We start from the raw sequence: 25,112 nt of genomic DNA, 5'->3' as shown, positions 1-25,112 counted from the left end.
TCCCGGCTTTCGTTTCTACTAGATTGATAGAGTGAGTGATGGAGTGATTGTCCATCTTTGTATCCCATTCTATTCCGCAAAGCCGCGTAATATGACTAGATTCACTGCATCAACGAACAGCCGCAGAAGGCTGCTTGATTCATTTCTTGAGGACTCCTATCAGAATGCATGCGACGCCGCATACGATCCAAAGCATTTTGCCAAAGGATAATTTATCGGAGAGACCTATGAGGCCGATCATCGTCGTCGAAATAAGAACGAACGGTCCGACAAGCGCAAGCGACGAGTTCACAACGAGCGCTTTATCGATTTGATTCAGGCGCAGCATAAGCAATGCGGCCATAATCTCCAGCGAGCCGGAGAACATGCGGATCGATGCCATACTAAGCACGATTTTGTTAAGCATCTCTATCGCCTCTTTCCCTAGTGAACATGAGCGCGCAGTACGTATTGCTAGAACACCCGGCTCTTCTACAGCCTATGCAGGCCTGTCTCTCTTTCATTCTCACAACTTTGGCATAATACGAGTACGAGGCACTTTCCCTTCGCACACGCTCTGGGCTCACTGCATATATTGCTGTGGAAAAGAAACGATTGCGAGGAGATAACATGAGATCTATTTCACAGGCTACTTGGCCTTCGGCATTAAACGATCCAAGCGGCCAGCGTGAGGTCGCCCAGAATGCGCACCGGTCTTCCGGACGCGGCACAACCATGGTCATCGACAAAGGACTCGGACGTCATGCGTTCTCAGATCTGCTCGAAACAGCAGCAGGGTACATCGATTGCATCAAACTTGGCTTCGGTACAGCTCCCCTCTATCCAACCGATCTGCTCTTAAGCAAAATCGAGCTGGCCAAACGATGTGGGCTTACGATCATGCCCGGAGGCACGCTGCTGGAGACGGCAGTTCAACAAGACGTCGTGCCTGCTTTCTTCCGCACGGTGTGCAGACTCGGATTTAATGGAATCGAGGTTTCGGATGGCACGATTGAGCTGAACCGGAAGCTCCGTACTGAACTCATTAAAGAAGGTCTGAACAACGGACTGCATGTCGTCACCGAATACGGCAAGAAATTATCAGGCTCACTTGTGGATGCCAATGAATTAGTCGTAACGGCCGAGGCAGACTGGCAAGCAGGTGCCGCTATGGTCACGATTGAAGCAAGAGAATCGGGGATGGACGTTGGATTATTCGATCGTAACGGCGATTGCTCCCAAAGTGTGCTGGAATCTGTCAGCCACTCTCTAGGCGATATTTCTCGCATCATGTGGGAAACGCCTTTGAAACAGCAGCAGGTTCTGCTTCTGCAAACCTTCGGCTCAGAAGTGAACTTAGGCAATATACAACCTACGGAAGTGTTGGCACTGGAAACGATGCGGCGTGGACTCCGCTCAGATACGTTCAATTTCGGTGCTCGTGTTGAGCCGTTTATTTATATGATTTAAGGAAGCTTGGGAAGGATGTTGTTTCACGTATGCATATTGAAGTCATTTCCAACGTAAACGAAGCGCAATCCGAACGCTTTACGCATCGGACGGCTATCGTCATTGATGTGCTGCGCGCTACGAGTACGATCGTTGCTGCGTTGGAAGCCGGAGCAGCCGGCATTGTGCCTGTCGAAACCGTCCTCGAAGCGAGGGCGCTGCAAAACGGCGGCAATTTGATCGCGGGCGAGCGCTTCTGCCGCAAAATTCCCGGATTTGATCTCGGGAACTCTCCGGAGGAGTTCACGACTCAAAACGTTCTGGGCCGTCGTATCGTATTAACGACTACGAACGGGACCCGTGCTATTCATAAAGCGATGCGGGCCGATCATGTGCTCGTAGGCTCCCTTAATAATGCGGCAGCTTGTGCGCGAACAGCGCTGGAGCTGCGCCGCGATATCGTGCTGCTCTGCGCAGGAAGCCACGATGAATTCGCCCTTGAGGACGGGTTATGCGCTGGCTTGCTTATTAGCGAACTTCAGCAGCTCAGCCCTGCACCGCTTGAGATGAACGATATCGGCTCTGCGATGCTTGGGCTCTATAGGAGCGCTGGAAGCACGATTCATGAGCTGCTTCAGACCAGCACGACAGGTAAACGACTGAACAAGAACGGCAGCGGACGGGATATTGAGCGCTGCAGTCAAGTGAACATAAGCGGAATTGTGCCGCGGATGCAAGGGGATATGCTCGTACAGAGCTGAACGGAGCAGTCAAGACATAACCGGGAGGCTTGTTCCATACAATGGGGTATGGGCGCCTGCGCGTGAGGCGCGAAGGCGGTGACATCCACATTGAAGGGGTCAACAAGCATGAGTGGGGAAGTAGTTCTCGTTCTTCTTATTGTGATCGGCTTAGTCGGCCGTTCACCGATTATTTCAACGGCAGCTTGTGTGCTGCTCATCGTCAAACTAGTTCATTTAGAGCGTTTCCTTCCTTCCATTGAACGCAGGGGACTCGAACTCGGCTTGTTATTTCTGACGTTCAGCGTTCTCGTCCCATTCGCATCAGAGCGGATCAGCTCCAAGGACATGTTGAATGTCATTACCTCCTGGCCCGGAATACTTGCGCTGACCGGCGGCGCAATCGCTACCTACGTCAACGGTAAAGGCCTCGAAATGTTAAAGTTTGATCCCCAACTCATCGTAGGCCTTGTGGTAGGGTCTATTATTGGCATCGTATTTCTACGCGGCATTCCGGTTGGTCCACTTATGGCAGCTGGGATAACGGCGATTTTGTTTAAGTTATTCAGCTTTATTGCCGATCGATTCTAATCAAGCAGCTCGGCAGGAACAACAAAAAGGACAGCAGCGCTCCAGGGCGCTGCTGTCCTTTGTTCTATTTCTAATCAATTAACGTCTGTCTTGTGGTCCGCCAACAAATACTTGCTCGGCAGTGTCTAGTCCGTAAGCAGTATGAAGCGCACGGATAACATCATGAACTGTGTCGGCCGCGATAACAACCGATAGACGAATTTCAGAAGTGGAAACCAGCTTGATGCTGATGCCCAGCTCATAGATCGCTGCGAACATTTTCGCTGCAACACCCGGGTTGCTGACCATGCCTGCGCCAACGATGGAAACTTTAACGAGATCCACTTCGGAGTTTACTTCACGGTATGGCACTTCGCTGCGGATGCGCTCTACGACTGCGATGGCTTTATCTTTATCGTTCAGGGAAACCGTGAACGCAAAGTCTGCTTTACCGTCTTGGGTGCCGCTTTGAACGATGATATCGACGTCGATGCCGCTAGAAGCAAGCGCGCCGAACACTTTAGCAAGTACGCCCGGAATATCTTCTACACCCAGAATACTGATTCGTGCTACGTTTTTGTCATAAGCGATGCCGCGAACGACCATCCCTTGTTCCATGACCGCTTCCTCCTTCACACTCGTGCCTTCATTTTGCGTAAAGCTAGAACGAACTACAAGTCGTACATTATAATTTTTGGCATATTCTACTGCTCGTGGATGAAGTACTGCAGCGCCTAAATTCGCGAGTTCGAGCATTTCGTCATACGAAATCTCACTCAACTTACGAGCGCACTTCACGACGCGTGGATCTGTCGAATAGATCCCGTCGACATCCGTGTAAATTTCACAAACATCCGCTTTAATGGCAGCAGCCAGTGCCACAGCCGTTGTATCGGAGCCGCCGCGGCCCAGTGTCGTGATTTCGCCTTCAGAAGTTGACCCCTGGAAGCCTGCAACAATAACCGTATACCCATTGTCCAATGCAGCAAAAATACGAGCCGGCTTAATATCCGTAATCCGTGCTTTCGCGTGTACCGCTTCTGTCTCGATTCCTGCTTGCCAACCTGTGAATGACATAGCCTTGTGTCCAATTGCATCAATGGCCATCGAAAGCAGCGCAACCGATATTTGTTCGCCTACCGTCAGCAGCATATCCATTTCGCGTGCGGGCGGGTTCGCGTTTAGCAGCTTGGATTGATCGATTAGATCATCAGTTGTATCCCCCATAGCGGAGACGACTACTACAACCTTATGACCGGCTTCCTTATAATCGGCGATTCGCCTTGCAACCCGTTGCATCCGCTCTGTTGAGCCGACGGAGCTGCCGCCGAACTTCATTACTATCAACGACACTTCTGATCCACTCCCAACGCAGTTCTAAGTGTAAAGTCTAATGTTCTTCATAAAACAAGATTATAGCATATTTGCGTAAGTTTGAATATGACAAAAAAGCCGTTCGGCGCGATGTCCGGACGGCTTTGCTGCTGCTTCTTATTGCTCTTTAGCACGGGAGATATATTTGCCGTCACGTGTATCGATCAGCAGCACATCGCCTTCGTTAATGAAGAGCGGCACTTGAACGTTAAGGCCAGTTTCACATGTTGCATTTTTTGTAGCGCCTTGAGCTGTATTACCTTTTACGCCCGGCTCTGTTTCCGTTACTTTAAGATCAACCGTGTTCGGCAATTGGATACCGATGATTTCTGTATTGTAGCTGGAGATGTTAACGGTCATGTTTTCTTTCAGGAAGTTAATTTCCCACTCCAGCTGCTTCTTATCAAGCGTGAATTGGTCATAAGTTTCGTTGTCCATGAAAGAATACTCGGCACCGGAGTTGTACAGGTATTGAACCGCACGGTTCTCAATGTTTGCTTTACCGATGTTCTCGCCTGCGCGGAACGTTCTTTCAACGGTGTTACCGTTTCTAAGGTTTTTCAGCTTCGAACGAACGAATGCTGCGCCTTTACCCGGTTTAACGTGTTGAAAATCAATTACGGTGAAGATATCGCCTTCTACCTCAACGGTTAGGCCTGTTTTAAAATCATTAACTGAAATCACAAAGTATTCCTCCTGTTATAGGGTGTTTGATGGAGTCAAACTCTCTTCTTTTTATAAAACTCATGCCAAAGTGAACAATGCCTTCGGGGATGAGGTTAATAACGAATTTCCATCAGCGGTGATGACAATATCGTCTTCGATCCGAACGCCGCCGAAACCAGGAATGTAAATGCCCGGCTCTACCGTAACGGTCATGCCCGGTTCAAGTACGGTTGTTCCGCCCACCGACAGACGCGGTGACTCGTGAATTTCCATTCCAAAGCCGTGACCTGTTCCATGTCCGAATTTGTCACCATAGCCATGACGAGTAATAATGTCGCGCGCCAGTGCATCTGCTTCACGTCCGGTCATGCCCGGTTTAATGCCCGCCAATGCGGCAAGCTGTGCTTCTAATACAATTTCGTAAATCTCGCGATGACGGTCCGTAGGTTTCCCTACAACGATCGTTCTCGTCAAATCCGAGCAATAACCGTTATATAGAGCGCCAAAATCAAGCTTCACAAACTCATTATTGCCAATGACACGGTCACTTGCAACGCCATGCGGCAATGCCGAACGTTCTCCGGAAGCGACAATGGTATCAAATGATGAGGAAGTTGCGCCTCTGCTGCGCATGAACATCTCCATCTCAAGAGCAACCTCGCGTTCGCGCAGACCCGGCTTGATAAAGCCAAGAATATGGTTGAACGTTTCATCTGCAAGCGCACATGATTCACGTATTACCGCAAGCTCTGCTTCATCCTTGAACAGTCGTAAATCTTCAATAACACCTGAAGCCGGAGTCAATTCGATTGCAGCTCCAAGCGCTTCTTTCCAAGCGGTATAACTGCTGAATACGACGTGATCCTGTTCGAAAGCAAGCTTGCTGACTCCCGCAGAAGCAGCCAGATCTCTTACCGTATCTATCCACTTCGGTCCATGCTCGACAACCGTAAAGTCCGTTGCTTGCTCTGGAGCCTGTGTCATATACCGGAAATCGGTCAACAGCCAACTGTCCGTAGCGGTGATGAGCAGGACGCCTGATGAGCCTGTAAATCCACTTATGTACCGACGGTTAACGGCACTCGTTACGAGAATCGCATCCACCTGCAGGGCAGGGAGCTTGCCACGTAAACCGGCTAATCGTTTAGATGTCATGGAATCACCCTTTTTCATTATGCTGCTGTAAATGTTGGACCAGTGCGTTTAGACCAAGCACATAGCTCTGTGCACCAAAACCGGCGATTTGACCGATTGCAACAGGCGCGATGACCGAAACATGTCGGAATGCTTCACGTTTATGAATATTCGAGATATGCACCTCTACTACAGGCAAGCCCACGCTGCTGATCGCATCGCGAATTGCATAGCTGTAATGCGTAAAAGCACCTGGATTCATAACGATCCCGTCCGCTTGGCCAAACGCTTCATGAATGCGATCAATAATCGCACCTTCATGATTCGACTGAAAGAACGAAACTTCCGCTCCAAGCGAATCTGCGGTTTCCTTCACTAGCGATTCAATGGCTTGAAGCGACATCGAACCGTAAACACCGGGTTCCCGGATGCCGAGCATATTTAAATTCGGCCCATTTAGTACAAGTATTCTAGTCATGGAGAGTCCTCCCGGCGCATAGATCATTAGCCATTCTATCACAAAGACCCACCTTTTGAGAAGTGCTCCCCAGACCAGTGTGTATCTAGTGTGCGCTAACCGGCTCTCTGGACGCTTCGTCGGTAAATTCGAAGGCAATCGTATAACCGATAAACAGCCCCCACAGAAGGTAAAAGCAGCACTCTGTCACAATCGTATCGTAGCCGATTTTATTGAAGGGATCCATCATCTTCATGACTGGGCCAATCGTCATAAACAACACGAGCCACCAGACAAAGCCGTAGATGAGCCCCGCCCACGGACCGGATAACTTCCCAAGCAGTACTTTGTAGATTAAAGCAGCCACAATCGAGAACACCGTAAACACCATGATTCCAACGAAGTGCCCCCATCCTGTCTTCAAGAAGGATTGCTGGAAGAAAGGCTCAATGAGAAACCCGGGAGATACCTTTGTAAATTTGATCGCATAAAGCAGCCAGTGCAGCAAGCCCCATATAAGGCCTGCATAAAAGCCTAATTTCAAGCAATAGAGAAACGAATTTGTATGCGCCTTACCGTTGTAATCGCTTGGACTGTTGTGCTTACTGCGTTCTGTCTTTATTTTCCGCATCTGTTCGCATGCCTCCTGGAATTGGCTTGATCAAGTCAGTGATTGGCATTAGTATGTGCAATCGTTTCTGCCTCAAATCGGAACATTCGGCATTTCAGGGAATCGATGCTACTCGCAATCAGCACGGGAATCAAGTACAATAAGGAGAGAATTCGAAATTATTCATAGACGCAAATGTCAAACTAAAGGATGGTGATTCGCCCTTGTCTCAAAGCACACAAAATATTTATGGCGGACAAGCCGTCATTGAAGGGGTTATGTTTGCAGGAAGGCATGCAAATGTGACTGCGGTTCGTCGGAAGAATAATGAAATCATTTTTTATGAGGTACCGCGTACGACAAAACCTTGGATTCAGAAGCTCAAAAAAATACCGCTGCTCCGCGGCGTGGTTGCCATTCTCGAATCAAGCGCCAAAGGATCACAGCATTTGAATTTCTCGATGGAATCCTATGCGGAAGATGAGCTTGAAGATGCTAAAGACAGTGACAAGCCAACTCCAACCAAGGAGAAGAGCGGCTGGAGTCTCAGCATGATTGTCGGGGTCGCGATTGCGGGAATTCTATCCTTCGTATTCGGTAAGCTGATTTTCACACTTGTACCGGCACTTATCGAACAGTTGCTCTTCGAACGAGCTTTCGAGAATATAATAGTACACAACCTTATTGAAGGTTTTATCAAAATCCTGCTGCTGCTCTCTTATTTATATTTTATCTCGCTCACACCGATCATTAAACGGTTGTTCCAGTATCACGGCGCTGAGCATAAAGTAATAAGCGCTTACGAAGCCGGAGCGGAGCTCACGGTTTCCAATGTACAACGATTCACACGCTTGCATTACCGCTGCGGAAGCAGTTTCATCGTGTTCTCCGTATTGGTCGGCGTGATCGTATATTCGTTCTTCCACTGGGATTCCTTATGGGAGCGGATTTATCTTCGCATCTTGTTGTTGCCGGTAGTACTTGGTGCATCTTACGAAGCACTTCGTTTCACGAATGCACTGCGTGATCTGCCCGTACTTCGTTTTCTTGGTTACCCAGGGCTGTGGCTTCAGAAGTTGACGACGAAAGAGCCTACGGATGAGCAAGTAGCCGTATCGATCGCCTCCTTCAATCGTATGCTGGAGCTTGACGGTCAAGTAGCCAAAACGCAAGCCTAATAGTCAAGATATGGGAAGAAAGGGTGAAGGTCATGCCTCGTAAAATGAGCCTTCTGTCAGTCATCATCCTTGCGCTTGTCGTCATCGGTATCATTAGCCAAACGATACGCAATCCCTACCAGCTTATCATCCCGGTCGCCGTATTCGGTGCAATCTACCTGCTCTACAAATTCCCTCCCGGCGCTGCAAGAGCGAAAGCGAAGCCGCGTTACAAGACCGGAGCGCGAAAGGACCAGCAGCAGGCAAGCAAGAGTAAAACTCGCAAGAATATGCCGTTTCGCGTGATCGAAGGCGGCAAGGATGATGACAATTTACCTAAATATCATTAAGCGACGATATCAACTATAAAGGGGCATCCCTAAGCGCCATGTTAATCATGACGGCTTGGAGATGCCCCTTTGTTCTACTCGTTATTCAGATCCGCGTGAACAGCCTTGAAATCTTCCATCCGCGAAGGATCCCGACGGAAAAATTCCACAAGCGTTTCGATGCAGGTGATCGAATCCCAGCTCAAGTGATGCTCGATCCCTTCCACATCTTTATAAATATTCTCGTCTTGTACCCCTATAAGTGTCAGGAACGTTTCAAGCAAATGATGCCGCTCCACGAGACGTTTGCCCATTTTCTTCCCTTTATTGGTCAGCACTAGGCCTCGGTACTTCTCATAGATCAGATAGCTGTCTTTATCCAGCTTCTGAATCATTTTCGTTACAGATGAAGGATGAACCTCAAGTCCCTCCGCAATATCGGAGACCCGCGCGTATCCTTTTTCATCAATTAATTTATAAATTCGTTCTAAATAATCCTCCATACTCGGAGTAGGCATTCCACTTTCCTCCATTCACCGTCATCCCGTACGTTAGGACCATCCTCGCATTACTCTTAGTATCATACACCGCCTGCCATACACGCCGCAACCTGTCGCACTTAACTTTCCATGTTTGCTTTGTGACGAATTTCCTCAAACTAATGCTGCATTTCGTTTGAATCCTAAGGAGGTGTATTCCACTTGAGTACAACTTTGGTTGAACGACCGCCCATGAACTTACGGGTGCATGAGTCCTTTATTCCGGAGCTTGTTTATTTCGAGCCTGCCGCGCTTGACTACCCTAAGGGTCAACGAATCATGGAATGGGTGAAGTCCATCGGCATCCCTTACAAAATGACGACCTCTCATAACCGCATCACCAATTTACCCGGAGAAACGGAACTGGAACAATATAAAATCGCGAAAAGAACGCTCGTTGTCGGCATCCGAAAAACGTTGAAATTTGATACGTCCAAGCCATCAGCGGAATACGCCATTCCCATCGCCACTGGCTGCATGGGTCACTGCCATTATTGTTATCTTCAAACCACACTTGGTGCCAAGCCTTATATCCGTATCTACGTGAATACCGATGACATCATACAAGCCGCCAAAGCCTATATTGATGAACGCATTCCGGAAATTACGAGGTTCGAAGCTGCATGTACCTCGGACCCGGTTGGTCTTGAGCCCATTTCAGGCAGTTTGCGCGAGCTCATTACATTCATGGCCGGACAAGAGTACGGCAGGCTCCGCTTCGTTACGAAGTATCACTATGTAGATTCATTGCTGGATATTAAGCATAACAATCATACTCGTATCCGTTTCAGCGTGAATGCCAATTATGTCATCAAGAACTTCGAGCCGAACACCTCTAGGTTCGAACAGCGCATCGAAGCAGCTGCGAAGATCGCCAGAGCCGGCTACCCGCTCGGCTTCATCATCGCGCCAATTATTTGGCACGACGGTTGGCAAGAAGGTTATGCGGAGCTCCTCTCTTCTCTTGCTGCTGCTCTCCCTAAGGATGCCTCATCGAATTTGACTTTCGAGCTCATCCAGCACCGCTTCACGAAGACAGCAAAGAACGTCATTGAGAAAAGATACCCTCGGACCAAGCTTGAAATGGATATCGAGAAGCGCAAATACAAATGGGGCCGCTGGGGACAGGGCAAATACGTCTATCCCGATGAACAAGCAGAAGCGCTCCGCATGTTTATCTCGGAGCGCATCTTTGAACATTTTGAAGATGCTAAGATTGAGTATTTCACTTAAGTCGATTGCTGAAGAAAAGTAAGCTTCAGAACGAAGGGATGTGCCTGCGGCTGCTGTTGATTGGGGGTTATCTGGGATTAGGTTTTATGGACATATCCCCCTATCAAAGGCAGCACGTAAACTCTCCGGTCACAATCCCTTCTTTTCTTTCGTCCTGTTTGAAACGGTAATTGAAAGTACTCTTAGAACTTTAACCAATCCGGCGTAATCGTGTTCAGCCAGATCGTGATCTTCGTCATCCGGTCGGTGAAGAGCAGGATGCCCATGAGCAGCATGACGGCACCGCCGATTTTCATCATGATACTGGAATAACGAACGATCCATCTTGTCGAGCCAATGAAGAAGGCTAGTACGAAGAATGGGATCGCGAACCCGAGTGCATAAGCGGTTGTAAGCTGGAACCAAGTTCCCGGCTCGGAAGCAGCCATCAACAGGATGCTTGCGAGAATGGGTCCTGTACATGGCGACCAGCCTGCCGAGAAGCCGATGCCGAAGATAAAGGATGCAAAGTAACCGGAACGGTTGGTTTTGAGCGGGATTTTCATTTCACGCAGCAATAATTTCGGCTGAATCAATCCCATTAAGATAAGGCCCATCAGAATGATGAGGACGGCAGAGAGCTGCCTAATTAACGTTTGATATTCGGAGAAGAGCTCTGCAAATGCGTTGGTGCCATAGCCAAGCGTATAATAGACGACTGAGAACCCCAAGATGAAGAAAAACGTATGGGACATGGTGCGAATACGCACCTCTTTGCCGGGATGCTCGCTCTTCAAGTCGCTTACGGATACTCCGGTAATATAGGATAAATAGGACGGATACAGCGGCAGGCAGCAAGGAGAAATGAAAGATGCGATCCCTGCTCCGAACGCAGCCCATATCGTTACGTCAGACATATGTACAACACCTCCATCTTCATCCTGCGCTGAATTTCCGTCTGATGGAAAGAAGCAGCAATAGTAAAACAATAAGGAGCATGACAATTGTGCCGCCAGGTGCGAGGTTCCACACGCCTGCAATTAACAGACCGGCTATTACCGCAAGCTCCGCAATCACAACGACCGTGACAACCGATTGCCGGAAGCTTCTTGCAATAATCAGGCTGCAAGCCGCGGGAATGGTAAGCAGTGCGGAAACGAGCAAGGCGCCGACGATTTTGATCGATACGCTGATTACGAGTGCCGTCAGCACACTGATCATGAAATTAAAATAACGTGTCGGCAAACCGCTTACGGCTGCTGCGTCTTCATCGAAAGTGAGCAAAAATAACTCTTTCGCATGGAGCGCTACAGCGAGTAAGACAATAACGGTTACGATTCCGATTAACAAGAGATCCACGGAATCAAGCGTATAGATGCTGCCGAATAAATAACCGCTGACGCTGACATTAAAGCCTTTACCCATTGTGAACAGCAATGATGCCAGCGCTACGCCGCCCGACATGATGATGGCGATAGACAACTCTGCGTAAGTTTTGTACGCCTTGCGAAGCTTCTCAATGGCGAACGTAGCGGCAAGAGCGAAGATCAGCCCCATCGCAACTGGATAGACGCCGATCAGAAAACCAAGCGCAACCCCCGCTATTGAAACATGCGCTAACGTATCTCCAATCATAGAGAGCCTTCGCAAGACAAGAAAAAGGCCCATCAACGGGGCCGTAATACCAATGAGTACGCCCCCGATCAGCGCCCTCTGAAAAAATTCACTCGTTACGATATCCACCTAAACGCCTACTTTCCCTCTCTCCATGGAATGACGCAGCTCGCGTAAGCTGTGCGTCAAATTCGTTTCCACACAATCCTCCAGATCATGGGAATGCTTCACGTAAAACTTGATTTTGCCGCTTTGCTGCTTCGGCTGCTGACCCAAATAAGAGCGAATCATCTCCATATCATGCGAAACCATAAGGAACGTAATGTTATGGTGCTGATGCATATGTTTGATCAGGTGGAAGAACCCTTCCTGCGTCTCGGAATCGATACCGACCGTCGGCTCGTCCAGTATGAGCAATGCGGGGTTGTTGATCAGTGCACGCGCCAGAAAAGCACGCTGTTGTTGACCGCCGGACAGCTGCCCGATTCGTTTGCCTGCCAGATCCTCGATCTTCATCGCATGCAATGCTTCGTCGCATTTGATGCCATCCGCCTTCGATACCCGTTTAAACAACTTGTTGCGGCTGTATAAACCGGATAACACGACCTCCCGCACGGTAGCCGGGAACAGCGGATTAAAGGAGTTCTTTTGCGGTACATAGCCAATTCGGTTCCAATCTCTAAACTGCCCAATAGGCTCTCCAAACAGCTTGATCGTACCGCTTGTTGGTTTCATCAGGCCTACAATCATTCGTAGTAATGTTGTCTTCCCTGCACCGTTCGATCCAATGAGCCCGACGAAGTCCCGCTCCTGAATCGAAAAACAGACCTCGTCGATGACCGGTTTTTGCTCATATGCAAACGAGACATCGTTCAACTCTATGATCGGCTGATGGCACACAAACGGCTGTTGTTGCTGCTTTGTCTGCATCCTTGTTTCCTTCTTTCTATTGTAAGGCTTGAACTAGATTTTGCAAATTCGCCTTCATTAGAGAGAAGTAATCTTCTCCCTTGGCTTCCTGCTCCGGCGTAAGTCCTTCAAGCGGGTTTAGCACCATGGTACTAACGTCAGCTTCTCTAGCAAGCGTCTTTGCTAACTCATCGGATACCAGTTCTTCAAAAAAGATATATTTGATGCCATTGTCCTTCACATACTTGGCAATGCGTAGCAAATCCTGCGCCTTCGGTTCTGCATCAGGGGACAACCCCATTATAGCCACTTGTTTCAGTCCATAATCACGGGCCAAATAACCAAATGCTTGATGCGACGTCACAATATCTTTACGAGGGGCTGCACTTAGCGCCTTCGTATACGAGTTATCCAGTTCAACCAATTTCGCATGCAGCGCTGCATAGTTGGCTTCGTAATCGCTCTTATGCGATTGATCTGCCGCAATGAAGCTGTCTAGTACAGTCTTAGCCATGATGAGCATCGACTTAGGGCTAACCCATGTATGAGGATCAATATGATGGCTGTCATCGGAGTGCCCTTCCTCTTCCTCCTCCGGATTACCGGAGATTTTCACAATATCCTTGCTTGCTTCTACCGTCATTACCTTCGTATTGCTCGGCAAGCCTTCCAAGAAGTCATCGACCCAGCCTTCCAAGCCTGCACCGTTATACAGAAACAGCTGAGCTTCCGATGCCGTGTCCAAGTCACGGCTCTTCGGACTCCAATCATGCGGCTCAACGCCGGCCGGAATCATGTTAATGACATTCGTGCCGCTTCCTCCGATCTCCTCTGCGAGGAAGTAAAGCGGGTAGAAGCTTGTTTCAACATTCAGTTTACCCTCTATAAGCTTACCTTGCGATGCGGAACCGCAGCCAGCGAGTATAAAAACAAGAAATGCCAGCGTTAGCGCTGACAGTACCATTGGACGGATAAATTTCGAAACCATGGGAACTGCACCTCTACTTGTCATAATCGTAAACATTACAATTTGATTATATAGACGGCTAAATGCCCTGTCAACAAGCAACCGCCGAAGCATAGCGCTCCGGCGGTCCATCGTTCATGCTTATTTCACAATTGCACCATTAGGCATATCTTCAGGTACAGTCGCCAATGTCAGTTGATCGCCGTGCGAAGCGGCAAGAATCATACCTTGCGACATTTCACCGCGAAGCTTCACCGGCTTCAAGTTAGTTACGCAAATGACTTTGCGTCCTACAAGCTGCTCAGGCGTGTAGAACTTGGCGATTCCGGAAACGACCTGGCGCTTCTCAAAACCTAGGTCCAGCTGCAGCTTCATAAGCTTATCCGCCTTCGGAATCGGCTCGGCAGCCAGTACCTGCGCAACGCGCAGCTCTACCTTGGCGAACTCGTCAATGGAAATCTCTTCTTTTGGAGCAGGTGCTTCTGTCTCGGCAGGAGCTGCAGGAGCTGCAGCAACTGCAGCAGTCTCAACAGACGCTGATTCTGCGGCGGCTTCCACAGGAGCCGTTCCGCCACCCATAGATATGGCGATAAACGAAGTCTCCTCCGCTACGTCGAGGCGCGGGAAGATCGGATCGCCTTTCACAACTTTCGTGCCGCCAGGGAATTGACCAAACTGCTTCGTGCTGTTCCATTCCGTCTGAACGCCTTCTGTAAGTCCAAGCTGCGCGCGGATCTTAAGCGGCGCATTCGTCAGGAACGGCTGCAGCAGAATCGAGATGATCCGAAGCGATTCCGCCAAGTGATGCATGACAGAAGCAAGCTCGCCGCGTTTCTCTTCGTTCTTGGCAAGCGTCCATGGCTGCGTTTCATCAATATATTTGTTTGTGCGGCTGACAAGCTGCCAAATCGCAGTTAGAGCTACGGAGAACTCCATGCGCTCCATCGCCGCTTCAACCTGCTCCGCCGTTCCAATCGCGAGCGTAGACAATGTCTCATCGAACGCTGTTACAATGCCGTCATAAGCCGGAACATTGCCGCCGAAATATTTGTCGATCATCGCGATCGTCCGGTTCAACAAGTTGCCTAGATCGTTCGCAAGGTCAAAGTTGATACGCTCCACGAAATTCTCAGGCGTGAACGTGCCATCTGCACCAAACGGCACTTCGCGGAGCAAGTAGTAACGAAGCGCATCGAGGCCGTAACGGTCGATCAACGTTACCGGATCAACGACATTGCCTTTGGACTTGGACATTTTGCCATCCTTCATTAGAAGCCAGCCGTGCGCGAAGACTTTCTTCGGAAGCGGCAAATCAAGCGCCATCAACATAATCGGCCAGTAGATCGTATGGAACCGAACGATTTCTTTACCAACCAGGTGTACGTCTGCCGGCCAGAACTTGTCGTATTGGCTCTGATTGTCTGACCCATAGCCCAGCGCCGTAATATAGTTCGACAGCGCATCGATCCATACATACACGACATGCTTCGGATCGCCTTTTACTTTGACGCCCCAATCGAAGGTCGTACGGGATACCGCCAAGTCTTCCAGACCCGGTTTAATGAAGTTGTTGATCATTTCGTTCTTGCGGGATTCCGGCTGAATAAACTCCGGATTCTCTTCGTAGAACTGCAGCAAACGATCCGCGTATTTGCTCATACGGAAGAAGTAGCTCTCTTCCTTTACAAGCTCGACCGGACGTCCGCAATCCGGACAGTTTCCGTTCACCAGCTGACGCTCCAGGAAGAACGATTCGCATGGGGTACAGTACAGTCCTTCGTAGTTTCCTTTATAGATATCGCCCTGCTGCAGCAGTTGATCGAAGATTTGCTCCACGACTGCTTTATGGCGATCTTCGGTTGTACGAATGAAATCATCGTTGGAAATATCAAGCTTCTTCCACAGCTCTTTAATGGTTACGACGATATCGTCAACGAACTGCTGAGGCGTCTTGCCTTTCTCCTGAGCCTTACGTTCGATCTTCTGGCCATGCTCGTCAGTACCCGTCAAATACCAAACGTCATACCCGCGCAGCCGCTTGTAGCGAGCCATCGCATCACCTGCTACCGTCGTATACGCATGGCCGATATGGAGCTTATCGCTCGGATAATAAATGGGTGTTGTAATGTAAAAGGATGGTTTCGTCGTTTCACTCATTGTTTCTCGTCTCCTCATTCGGGTTTGGTCTGAATCATAAACGCAAAAAAAGCTCTCATCCACTATGGGACGAAAGCTTGTCGCTAACGCGGTACCACCCAATTTTCTCTCTCCGACGTCTTGCTGTGGAGAAAGCTTCATTAGAACCATCTGCCCGCACATGCAAAGCGATGGCCTTCAAACCGATAACGAGGTCAGTCGCCGCACCCTTACTTCAGCCACTAAATCCGGGCTGAGCGCTCGAGCGCGAGTTCTCCGGGACCATTTTCCAAAAGCTGCACCTTGCCGGCTTCCACCTGTCCCGGCTCTCTGGTTAGGTCATTTCTCTTGTACTTATCCGTTCATCGAACATCCTATTTGGTAATGATTCTCTTGCGAAAACTATACCGAATCTTGCGTATCACTGTCAAGGCCGGCAGACGCCTGCCTCTCACGTTCTTCGCGAGTCGGCGGCACATAATCAATCCCACCGGGATGAAAGGGGTGACAGCGGCAAATTCGTTTGGCTGCGAGCCAGCTTCCGCGAAGGGGACCATGCTTATCGATGGCTTCCAATGCATATGCAGAGCAGCTTGGATAGAAACGGCAGGTCGGCGGCTTGATCGGCGAAATAAACCGGCGGTATACGTGAATCGGTGCTTTAATGATAGCTCGCATGGCCGCAGCCTCCTTTCGCTCTATAATGACGTAATTTCATCATAACGTCAATTTTTACGCCCATACGAATCAACTCTATACTAGCAATGTCGTAATTTTATAGTTAATATGTCATAGTAACGTATTTAACAGCGGTTTCAATTGTGTTAGGGTTAATCCATGTCGCATAATCAGAGCACAAAAAACTGCGATCGCACGACATCAATACCCAAATCCATGCACTTAACAGGAGGAATTTCTAAATGATTCGCGTAGGAATGCTTAGCTACTGGCATGTTCATGCCTGGGATTACACCAAACAAGTTCAAGAAAATCCAAACACAGAGATCGTAGCTGTATGGGATGAGCTGCCTAACCGCGGTCAAGAAAATGCGGACAAACTCGGCGTACAATTCATCGCTGATCTGGATGAGCTGCTTGCTCGCACAGATATCGACGCTGTCGTTGTGGATACACCAACAAATATGCACCGCGACGTAATGGTGAAAGCTGCACGTGCCGGCAAACATATTTTCACAGAGAAAGTTATTGCTCCAACACTTAGCGAAGTGAACGAAATTATCGCTGCTGTTAATGAAGCAGGCGTGAAATTGACGGTTTCCCTTCCGCGTATCAACGATTCATACACCCTTGCTGCACAAGAAGTACTTAGCCAAGGTCTGCTAGGCGATTTGACTCAAGTACGTGTTCGCTTGTCCCACAACGGTGCGACAGCTGGCTGGCTGCCTGAGCATTTCTACAACTTGGAGCAATGCGGCGGCGGCGCTCTGATCGATCTGGGCTGCCACCCGGTTTACCTGACTCGTTTGTTCCTAGGCTTACCGGAGAGTGTAAACGCAACTTTCGGTCACGTTACTGGCAAAGAAGTCGATGATAACACAGTTACAACACTGCGTTATGCAAACGGCGCATTCGGTATTGCAGAAGCGGGCTTCGTTAACGCGTGCTCCCCATTCTGTTTCGAAATCCACGGTACAGACGGATCGCTCCTATACGGCTTCCCGGACAATGCGATTCGCGTACGCAGCACGAAATCGGATTCACCGCAAGAGTGGGTGACGATCGATCAACCGGCTAACCGCATTCCTGCATTCGATCAATGGGTTGGCCATATCTTGAACGATACGACAGCCGATGAGAACATCGCGCTTGCAATCGATCTGACTAAGATCATGGAAGCTTCCACGATTTCCGAGAACGAGAAACGTTCGGTATCCCTGTCCGAGCTGAAAAACTAAACGAGATTCCGTAGAAGGAGGTGGCAGCGCTCTTGGCAAAGCCGTTTACGTATTCAATCATGGCAACTCGCAGTGATGAGATAGATCGGCTGGACATACAGTTCCGCTGGGGAGGGTATGGCTTTCGCGTACTTCGCTGCCATCTCGCTACCTTCTCTCCGGGCAAAATCGTTCGCTTCCACAAGCATTCGGAATACGAGTTCCATTTCATTCCACGCGGTAAAGGTACTGTCATTATGGAAGACACCGTCCACCAGCTACATGAAGGGTTGTTTTATTTAACCGGCCCGAATGTACTCCATCAGCAAGAAGCGGATGCCCGCGAGGCGATGGATGAGCTATGTCTGCATATTGATATCGTGCCGATCCCTGAAAGCGATGATGAGGAAAGCTGGGGAGATCCTTGGGAACGCCATGAGGCAGAGAATTGTATTCAGGCACTCAACAATTTGCCGCTGCGTCCGCATGTCGACCAGTATAATGCGATGTCTTGGTTTCTGTCGGCTTACCGAGCTTGGACAGAAGGTCAACCTGGTGCCTTCTCTTCGATCAAACAATCCATTATCCAGATCTTGCTTCGTGCATCGAGGATGTCGTCCGTTCCTAACGCTACTTTCAAACCGCCTTCAAGGAATATGAATGAACACCGGTTTCGCATTGCTACTCAATTTATTCATGACAACTATGCGCAGCCATTGACACTTCAAGAGGTTGCTGAACGAATACCGATCAGTGCAAGGCAGCTGCAGCGGATTTTCCGCGAGCAAGGTGAGGAATCCTTCAGTGCGTATTTAGAAAATTATCGGCTCTCTCAAGTATGCTCCGCGATTATTGAAGGTCAGAATCCGATCGAGCATATTGCGCTTGAGCATGGTTTTGCCAGCAGCAATTATTTGTATTATGTGTTCAAGAAGCGGTTCAACATGACGCCGAGACAGTTCCGCATTCAGCATACGTCGGTGAATTCGTCCGAAATGGACGAGAAGTTAAAGGAGATGAATCGAAGTTGACCACAACGAAGCCTATTCGAATTGGGATTATCGGAAGCGGCGGAATCGCACATGCCCACGTTCGGCAATATAAACAGTTACCGGGCGTTGAAATTGTTGCAGTAGCCGATGTCATTCCAGGCAAAGCAAAGCAATTTACGGAATCGCTCTCATTAACAGAAGCGCAAGCTTTTGACAGTCACCGCAGTATGCTGGAGTTGGATCTAGACGGAGTCAGCATTTGTACGCCTAACGTTTCCCATCATGCCACTACGGTCGATGCACTTCGTGCCGGCAAGCAAGTACTGCTGGAGAAGCCGATGTCCGTTACACTGGCAGAAGCAGTAGACATGGTGCAAACAGCCCGCGAAACAGACCGTATGCTGACAATTGGCTTTCAGCCGCGCTATGACCCTAATATGAAGCTAGTACAAGACATCGTTCAGTCTGGCAAGCTTGGCAATGTCTATTACGTTGAAACCGGCGGCGGACGCAGACGCGGTATGCCTGGCGGCACATTCATCAGCAAAGCACTCGCTGGTGCAGGTGCGATGGCAGATATCGGCTGCTACTCGCTCGATATGGCCTTGAACGCACTCGGCTACCCACGCCCTCTTACCGTGTCGGCGTTTACAAGCAATCATTTCGGCACGAATCCGCTTTATCATCCCGAAGCAAGCAAATTTGAAGTCGAAGACTTCGGCGTTGCTATGGTTCGTTTCGAGAACGATCTTGTGCTTCAGTTTAAGATTTCTTGGGCGATGCATATGGACTCCCTCGGCTCCACGATGTTCCTTGGCACAGATGGCGGCCTCAAAGTCAACCCGCATGGCACCGGTAATTGGTCCGGCGTTTGGGATGGCAAAGTCGGCAGCATGACGCTGTACCATGATTTCATGGGCCAACAAACGGCTACGCCGGTACCGGCCATTGAACATAATAAAGACCTGTTCTTCGAGAAAGTCCGCGACTTCGTAGATGCGATTCGCGAAGGCCGTCCTGCTCCGATTCCCGGCGAGCAAATCATGATTCAACAAGCGATTATTGACGGTGTTATTCGTTCCGCAGAGCTGCGGCGCGAAGTTGAAATCGTACTTCCTTGGTAAACTAAGCTAGCTGCTGCAAACGATAAAAAAGCCTGCAAGCCAGGTACCCGCTCTTCTCCAGAGCGTGTATCCAGCGTGCGGGCTTTTATCGTTTCTCTTACTTACGGAATCCCGGAAGCGGCAGGAACAGCATTGCAACAGGCAAATTGCTGCCCGCAGCTAATGTGAATACCATTTCAACGGATTCTTCCGAATTGCCTGTGCGGTATAGAACGACCGCTTCTTTATTATCCTTAAGAATCGTCTCGTTCGCGACGGTGACCACCTGACCATTAATCATAAAGGCACCGGTATAGTACCCGCCCCTTGCATTCAGTGCAATCAACGTATTAGGTGCCACATGCGGCAGACGTAATTTGTAAAGTACGCCGAAATTGCCGATGTTGTACTCTAATTGACCGCTTGTATCATCGATTCCATCCAAATACGTATCCAGCTTCTTGTCGCCAAGCATAATACGCTGCGGCGTTTCACCCAACGTGTCATTGATGTCGATGTCACGGTCTGCGTTATAGAACGTCCCTCTAACATGCTTGCCATCACGCGGCATGATGGACAAATTCGGCAGCTCTGCAATCGGATTCTTGCCTGCGGCTACAACGACGATTTGGAATTTCAGCTCTTGGTCGGCGTAGACGTCGGCATAAGCCGAAAGAACTTCCATGATTTTCATCGGTGTTTTCGAAATTTCAGGCAGGATCTCTTTCGTTTCATGCGGTCTGATCGTCATCCATCTCGGAGAAGGATTCTCGCCGATCGACTTCAAGTAACGCACGGTAGAGAGCTTACCGGTATTCACTACATAGGGATCCGGTCCGCCCATCCCAATAGAGCTTGTGCTTACATTAACCGGTGTGCCGTTGTTGTTTGTAGCAAGCAGGTACATTTTGACCGGATAACCGATGTTGTTCACATTATGGAACATGAACCGTACTTGCCCTGTCAGCTGAGCCTCGTAGGCAATCCCCTCTTGAAGCATCGTCTCCGGGCTGTTGCTGCGCACCATCTGAGCCGATTCCGATTGGAAGGTATACGTCAGTGCTGGAATGTTAAGCACAGAATTGCTGTCTATGCTGAATTTATCACCGATTTTGGTGAACAATTTATTATACTCATCCCGTGTGTAGAGCACTTCAGACGTCACTGTGACCGTCTTCGTGACGGAATGGATCATCCCGTGACGATCCTCTACCTCAAGCGTAACTTGCTTATCGCCTGCTTCGAAGAATGCCTTATCATTTCCAGACCATGTACGACGAACAATGTCATTCTCGTCATCCGTACTCTGATCGATGTAGGTAATATTCTCACCGATGCGGTAGCTGGATTGTTCTGTCGTAAAGTCGGCAACAGGCACCTGATTCGGCGGTTTGACTGTAACGGTTACAGAGAAGGGATCGCTCCATAACCCATTAATATCTTGAACCTGTCTCGTAATCGTATAAACGCCCGCTTCGGGAAATACATCCATACGACCTTCAAAACGTTCATCGACGAATGGCGCGTCCGTATAGTTAACCGAACGATCGATATACGCTACCGTTGTTTGTCCTGCATAAATATCAGCCGGCTGTACTTCGAAGAACGCTTTGGGCTTCTTCGGAATGACGACCGTGTTCCACGAAAGCGTAATTTGCTTCCCTGCTACTGCGATCGCACTGTCTGTCAGCACGCCCCATGAACGAAGCGGTACCATGAGGGAACCATTCAGAATATACGGCTTTCCTGTCAGCTTAACAGGCGTACCGCCGCGATAAGCATACAGGCTTCCGAGCTTGAAACGAAGGACATTCGACGATCCGGTTGCGATCGATTCCTTCTTCTTCGCATCATACGAGATCGTATACCCGTAACGGGATGCGATGGAGCTGAACGGAATAAATGTTGTATCTTTAACTGCTGTGACCGGTTGTGACGATTTGTAAGACTTCCCATTATGCTTCATTACGTTGCTTCCGATTTGCAAAATAAGCGTATCTGAGGCACCTTGAGCCGATGCCGTTCCGCTGGTAATGGTAGAGAAAGGGAATATAAGGAACGATAAGATCAGTATCCATTTCAACGATTTCATGCTGCGTCTCCTTTGTTCTCTCTTAGTTGCAGACAGCGTGTGTTGTCGTGCGTGCTGCTGCTGATTTGCCAGCCGCTCTTGTCACGTTAAACGTAACCGAGACTGGAAAGGTTGCGGGAGATTGGGAAGAGACAAGCTTTAGACACATTTGCAGAATCGTCGTTTAACCATTTACTCGCATGTTAATTAAGAAGAAAGTTGCCATTACAACAAATGCGATACTAGTAAATATAGCAACGATCATTCGGACTCTCTTGGCTTTGATAAGCTGCCTTTGATCCGATTGTTCCTTGGCTAACGTAACGGAACGATGAACGAATAAAAATATGATTGCGAGCGTTACAAATACCATATTGGTTACAAACCACAATTGCTGCCACATGCCTTGATCTCTCCTAACCTTTCGCTTATGCATACTAGAGTAGACTAACGGAATCAGAGCAAGATTGCAAACATCGGCGGCTGCGATTATCATGAAGAAACGGCAATAATTGAAAAGGATGATGAATGAAATGGTGCTGCAAGCAACTTCGGAGGCCGCTGTATTCCCAGGCTTTTCCGCTAATGATTTTGATGTTTTCGAAGTCCCGGGCCTAGAAGCCCGTATGTCGTTATTAATTGAACGGATTCGGCCGAAGCTGCACGAGCTGGGTGAGCGGCTGTCTCCTTTCTTAACGGATCTGTGCGGGGAGCCGATGTTCCCTCACGTTGCCAAACATGCCCGCAGAACGATCAATCCGCCGAACGATACATGGATTGCTTTCGCTCCTGGCAAGCGTGGTTATAAAATGTTCCCTCATTTCCAAATCGGACTGTTTGGCTCGCATCTCTTCGTGCAATTTGCCATTATATACGAGTCGGATAACAAGTCGGTGTTTGCCGAACACGCGCTGAATCAATTGGACGACATCACCAAGCATATTCCTGCCCATTACGTGTGGTCCGGCAACCATATGGTGCCTGGCGGCGATACACAAGGCGAGCTTGGCACTGACGGCCTTGTACAGCTGCTCCAGCGTCTGCGTACGGTGAAAGCGTCCGAGGCGCTCTGCGGCATCATTATCGACCGCAATGACCCTCTGCTGCTTGACGGCGAGGCATTCATTAATCGAGTTAAGGAAACGTTCACGACAGTACTGCCTCTTTATAAAATGTCCTTTTAAATATGTAACCTCAGCTAAAGAAAGGGCTGACTCCTTGTGTTCAACTTCGAACATAACGGAGTCAGCCCTTCTCGTTTCTTCTATGGCCCAGTCGGTATTCCTGCGGCGATAATGTAGTCCATCGTTTGAACTGCCTGCTGAACGCACTTAATGAAGAATAACCGAGCATCTCGCCAATCGTCTCCACAGCATGTCTGGATTGCACTAGCAATTCTTCCGCTTTCCTTTGTTTCATCAGTCCTAAGAAACGTTTAGGCGCAATGCCGTACACCTTCTTGAATACCTCGTTACAATGACTTCTGCTTATAAACAGTTGCATCGCAATCTGATTGATTTCCGTATCGGTACCTACCGCTTCAAGCAGTTTCTGATGAATCACATGAGCCAGTTCTACCTCTGAGGCGTGAAGCCGTTTACGGTGCACTTGTATGCCGTTTCCTTCCTGCAGCGTTGCCAGCTCAAGTGCATACAGCACCAACCTCTGAACAGAGAGTTGAATGCTGTACTTGACCAATACACTGCAGCGATCAATATTCATAGGTAGTAATTCACATTTGTCTTCGGTATCGGATATATGATTTCGCTTAATGTGACCGAGAAGATCAGCAAACTCTTCCTGCAGATGTTCAATTCGCTGCGATAGATGAACATAGTTCATGTCTTTCAGCTCATTTGTCAGCTCCGGGTCTTCAATGCCGAAATGAACAGAGAAATATTCGAAGCCAGCGTTTGTTTCATTAATCGTACTGTGTTTGACGCCTGGGCCGATTAGCAGCCAATCCCCCTTAGACATCCGCACAGACTCCCCGTGTATCCACTCTGTGAGCTGCCCACTATAGCAATGAAGGAGCTCATAACCGCTGTGATCATGGAGCTGATACGACCAGCCTGCATCGACTTCGCGAAAATGACAATTGGCCACGGCCAGAACGTTTCGCAGTGTATGATAGTGAAATGGAATAACCATAGATGCCGCCATCTCCTCTGTTCATCGGATAATGATCAATTCAATTCCGATCTAGACCTTCATTCTCTCCATTTTAACGACAAATGGTCAAATTGTAACGTGTTATCGCCATAGTCGATTCTCCATCTATGACCGTACAATTGATGTATCAAGCGCTAAGGAGAGAGAAGCCGCTATGCAGATTCGTCTAAGTGAGGAACAGCTTCAATTTTATAAACGCCATCATTACGTACTGCTTCGGAATGTCGTGCCCAAGCGGGCACTGGTCTTGGCAGAACGAATTATTAGCAAATGGGTCGATGATTTGGTGGAATCTTGGTATGATCAGCAGCTTATTACCGATAAGAAACAAGAGCTGGATTTTCAGCATCGTCTCGTTCAGCTGTGGCATGATGCAGGAAAACCCAAGTACGGCCGAAGCCCTCGTAGGGACCTTGTAGGCAGGGACATGTTCGATTTCTTGAAAGATCCTGCGCTGCTCGATATTGCACAGCAATTGCTCGAAACGAAGGAGGTTTCCGTGCACGGGATATTCAATGCCAGACCGAAACTGCCCGATCAGAAATGGACGGATACGCCATGGCATCAGGACGCCCAATATTACCGAGACGCCGAGAAAACCCATGTTGTATCCATATGGATGCCGCTGCAGCGCGTAACCGAATTTAACAGCTGTCTGCAGGTCGCCCCGGGTATCTTCGATCAAACGCTGCTTGATGGCGTTATCGACGAGGAGACGAACTTTCTGGGGCTTAAACGCGAGGATGCAGGCAAGCTTGTTGCTCTTTCCGTGGAAATGGAGCCCGGTGACGCGCTTTGTTTCACCCAGCTTCTCCCTCACCGAGCGCTGCCAAACAAATCGGATGCTGTGCGCTGGTCCATGGATATCCGCTATGAAGCGACTGCGGTCGCTACTGAGAGCGGCAAAGCACAAGGTTTTATTGCCAGAAGTCCGATACGTCCGGAAAGCGAAGCGTCGTATGAGCAGTGGCTTAGCCAGTGGACGTCGATACCTGCCGGGAGCTATTAATAGAACGTAGAAAAGCCTTACGTCCATG

Annotated in this window: 27 protein-coding genes; 11 read left to right on the top strand and 16 right to left on the bottom strand. The window is 49.0% G+C overall.

The features are described from left to right. Window positions 1-139: 139 nt before the first annotated feature. A complete protein-coding gene (locus AC506A_RS01545) occupies window positions 140-406 on the bottom strand; it encodes a YqhV family protein (RefSeq protein ID WP_091219253.1) in 267 nt (88 codons plus the stop codon). Between the two features lie 203 nt (window positions 407-609). Here AC506A_RS01545 and comA point away from each other — a divergent pair, with 203 nt between their 5' ends. From comA to AC506A_RS01530, 3 genes are all read left to right on the top strand, one after another. After that, on the top strand, window positions 610-1,449 hold the full coding sequence (gene comA, locus AC506A_RS01540) for a phosphosulfolactate synthase (protein ID WP_495459248.1): 840 nt from the start codon (window positions 610-612) through the stop codon (window positions 1,447-1,449). A 29-nt stretch (window positions 1,450-1,478) separates the two neighbouring features. Further along, window positions 1,479-2,189 carry a 2-phosphosulfolactate phosphatase gene (locus AC506A_RS01535; RefSeq protein ID WP_495459247.1) on the top strand — a complete coding sequence of 237 codons (711 nt, stop codon included), beginning with the start codon at window positions 1,479-1,481 and terminating at the stop codon, window positions 2,187-2,189. Window positions 2,190-2,297: 108 nt separating this feature from the next. Further along, complete coding sequence (locus tag AC506A_RS01530) at window positions 2,298-2,759, top strand: DUF441 domain-containing protein (RefSeq protein ID WP_495459246.1); 462 nt, start codon at window positions 2,298-2,300, stop codon at window positions 2,757-2,759. 78 nt (window positions 2,760-2,837) lie between these two features. On the opposite strand, the gene AC506A_RS01525 is transcribed toward AC506A_RS01530, so the two are convergent. The 5 genes from AC506A_RS01525 to AC506A_RS01505 all read right to left on the bottom strand — a co-directional run bounded on the left by AC506A_RS01525 (window position 2,838) and on the right by AC506A_RS01505 (window position 7,000). Beyond that, entirely contained in the window at window positions 2,838-4,091 is a 1,254-nt protein-coding gene (locus AC506A_RS01525) for an aspartate kinase (RefSeq protein ID WP_495459245.1), read from the bottom strand. Window positions 4,092-4,229: 138 nt separating this feature from the next. Continuing rightward, window positions 4,230-4,796 carry an elongation factor P gene (efp, locus tag AC506A_RS01520; protein WP_495459244.1) on the bottom strand — a complete coding sequence of 189 codons (567 nt, stop codon included), beginning with the start codon at window positions 4,794-4,796 and terminating at the stop codon, window positions 4,230-4,232. 60 nt (window positions 4,797-4,856) lie between these two features. Further along, window positions 4,857-5,933 (bottom strand): M24 family metallopeptidase, encoded by a 1,077-nt coding sequence (locus AC506A_RS01515; protein WP_495459243.1) that lies wholly within the window; start codon window positions 5,931-5,933, stop codon window positions 4,857-4,859. Window positions 5,934-5,937: 4 nt separating this feature from the next. After that, window positions 5,938-6,390, bottom strand: coding sequence for a type II 3-dehydroquinate dehydratase (aroQ, locus tag AC506A_RS01510; RefSeq protein WP_495459242.1), 453 nt, complete (start codon window positions 6,388-6,390; stop codon window positions 5,938-5,940). 85 nt (window positions 6,391-6,475) lie between these two features. Further along, entirely contained in the window at window positions 6,476-7,000 is a 525-nt protein-coding gene (locus AC506A_RS01505) for a YqhR family membrane protein (RefSeq protein WP_495459241.1), read from the bottom strand. A 257-nt stretch (window positions 7,001-7,257) separates the two neighbouring features. Between AC506A_RS01505 and AC506A_RS01500 the strand changes: the two genes are divergently transcribed. Continuing rightward, window positions 7,258-8,157: a DUF1385 domain-containing protein gene (locus AC506A_RS01500; protein WP_495460939.1), complete on the top strand. Its 900-nt coding sequence runs from the start codon at window positions 7,258-7,260 to the stop codon at window positions 8,155-8,157. A 32-nt stretch (window positions 8,158-8,189) separates the two neighbouring features. Beyond that, window positions 8,190-8,486: a hypothetical protein gene (locus AC506A_RS01495; protein WP_495459240.1), complete on the top strand. Its 297-nt coding sequence runs from the start codon at window positions 8,190-8,192 to the stop codon at window positions 8,484-8,486. Between the two features lie 74 nt (window positions 8,487-8,560). Here the strand turns inward: AC506A_RS01495 and mntR are convergent, their stop codons facing one another. Further along, window positions 8,561-8,983, bottom strand: a complete 423-nt coding sequence (gene mntR, locus AC506A_RS01490) for a transcriptional regulator MntR (protein WP_494818844.1) — start codon at window positions 8,981-8,983, stop codon at window positions 8,561-8,563. Window positions 8,984-9,196: 213 nt separating this feature from the next. On the opposite strand from mntR, the gene splB reads away from it, so the two are divergent. Beyond that, window positions 9,197-10,237: a spore photoproduct lyase gene (gene splB / locus AC506A_RS01485; RefSeq protein WP_495460938.1), complete on the top strand. Its 1,041-nt coding sequence runs from the start codon at window positions 9,197-9,199 to the stop codon at window positions 10,235-10,237. Between the two features lie 182 nt (window positions 10,238-10,419). On the opposite strand, the gene AC506A_RS01480 is transcribed toward splB, so the two are convergent. From AC506A_RS01480 to yidD, 6 genes are all read right to left on the bottom strand, one after another. Next, window positions 10,420-11,133 carry a cytochrome c biogenesis CcdA family protein gene (locus AC506A_RS01480; protein ID WP_495459239.1) on the bottom strand — a complete coding sequence of 238 codons (714 nt, stop codon included), beginning with the start codon at window positions 11,131-11,133 and terminating at the stop codon, window positions 10,420-10,422. A gap of 19 nt (window positions 11,134-11,152) precedes the next feature. After that, window positions 11,153-11,959: a metal ABC transporter permease gene (locus tag AC506A_RS01475; RefSeq protein ID WP_495459238.1), complete on the bottom strand. Its 807-nt coding sequence runs from the start codon at window positions 11,957-11,959 to the stop codon at window positions 11,153-11,155. Further along, window positions 11,960-12,760 (bottom strand): metal ABC transporter ATP-binding protein, encoded by an 801-nt coding sequence (locus tag AC506A_RS01470; protein WP_495459237.1) that lies wholly within the window; start codon window positions 12,758-12,760, stop codon window positions 11,960-11,962. It lies immediately after the preceding gene. 16 nt (window positions 12,761-12,776) lie between these two features. Continuing rightward, window positions 12,777-13,727: a metal ABC transporter solute-binding protein, Zn/Mn family gene (locus tag AC506A_RS01465; RefSeq protein ID WP_495459236.1), complete on the bottom strand. Its 951-nt coding sequence runs from the start codon at window positions 13,725-13,727 to the stop codon at window positions 12,777-12,779. A 120-nt stretch (window positions 13,728-13,847) separates the two neighbouring features. Further along, a complete protein-coding gene (metG, locus tag AC506A_RS01460) occupies window positions 13,848-15,863 on the bottom strand; it encodes a methionine--tRNA ligase (RefSeq protein WP_495459235.1) in 2,016 nt (671 codons plus the stop codon). 381 nt (window positions 15,864-16,244) lie between these two features. Next, entirely contained in the window at window positions 16,245-16,520 is a 276-nt protein-coding gene (gene yidD, locus AC506A_RS01455) for a membrane protein insertion efficiency factor YidD (protein ID WP_475779293.1), read from the bottom strand. Window positions 16,521-16,762: 242 nt separating this feature from the next. Between yidD and AC506A_RS01450 the strand changes: the two genes are divergently transcribed. The 3 genes from AC506A_RS01450 to AC506A_RS01440 are packed head-to-tail and all read left to right on the top strand — an operon-like array spanning window position 16,763 to window position 19,853. Further along, complete coding sequence (locus AC506A_RS01450) at window positions 16,763-17,758, top strand: Gfo/Idh/MocA family protein (protein WP_495459234.1); 996 nt, start codon at window positions 16,763-16,765, stop codon at window positions 17,756-17,758. Between the two features lie 32 nt (window positions 17,759-17,790). Beyond that, complete coding sequence (locus tag AC506A_RS01445) at window positions 17,791-18,768, top strand: AraC family transcriptional regulator (protein ID WP_495459233.1); 978 nt, start codon at window positions 17,791-17,793, stop codon at window positions 18,766-18,768. Beyond that, window positions 18,765-19,853, top strand: a complete 1,089-nt coding sequence (locus AC506A_RS01440) for a Gfo/Idh/MocA family protein (protein WP_495459232.1) — start codon at window positions 18,765-18,767, stop codon at window positions 19,851-19,853. The genes AC506A_RS01445 and AC506A_RS01440 overlap by 4 nt, the downstream gene beginning before the upstream one ends. Before the next feature lie 97 nt (window positions 19,854-19,950). Here AC506A_RS01440 and AC506A_RS01435 read toward each other — a convergent pair whose 3' ends face one another. Next, entirely contained in the window at window positions 19,951-21,924 is a 1,974-nt protein-coding gene (locus AC506A_RS01435; protein WP_495459231.1) for a stalk domain-containing protein, read from the bottom strand. 163 nt (window positions 21,925-22,087) lie between these two features. After that, window positions 22,088-22,306: a hypothetical protein gene (locus AC506A_RS01430; protein WP_495459230.1), complete on the bottom strand. Its 219-nt coding sequence runs from the start codon at window positions 22,304-22,306 to the stop codon at window positions 22,088-22,090. A 130-nt stretch (window positions 22,307-22,436) separates the two neighbouring features. Here AC506A_RS01430 and AC506A_RS01425 point away from each other — a divergent pair, with 130 nt between their 5' ends. Further along, window positions 22,437-23,087: a YktB family protein gene (locus tag AC506A_RS01425; RefSeq protein ID WP_495459229.1), complete on the top strand. Its 651-nt coding sequence runs from the start codon at window positions 22,437-22,439 to the stop codon at window positions 23,085-23,087. A gap of 61 nt (window positions 23,088-23,148) precedes the next feature. Here AC506A_RS01425 and AC506A_RS01420 read toward each other — a convergent pair whose 3' ends face one another. Further along, complete coding sequence (locus AC506A_RS01420) at window positions 23,149-24,054, bottom strand: helix-turn-helix domain-containing protein (protein ID WP_495459228.1); 906 nt, start codon at window positions 24,052-24,054, stop codon at window positions 23,149-23,151. A 175-nt stretch (window positions 24,055-24,229) separates the two neighbouring features. Here AC506A_RS01420 and AC506A_RS01415 point away from each other — a divergent pair, with 175 nt between their 5' ends. After that, window positions 24,230-25,084 (top strand): phytanoyl-CoA dioxygenase family protein, encoded by an 855-nt coding sequence (locus AC506A_RS01415; protein ID WP_495459227.1) that lies wholly within the window; start codon window positions 24,230-24,232, stop codon window positions 25,082-25,084. Window positions 25,085-25,112: the final 28 nt, after the last annotated feature.

This window comes from Paenibacillus sp. N22P23 (assembly GCF_059383735.1).
This window is presented reverse-complemented; position numbering and strand designations above follow the sequence as displayed.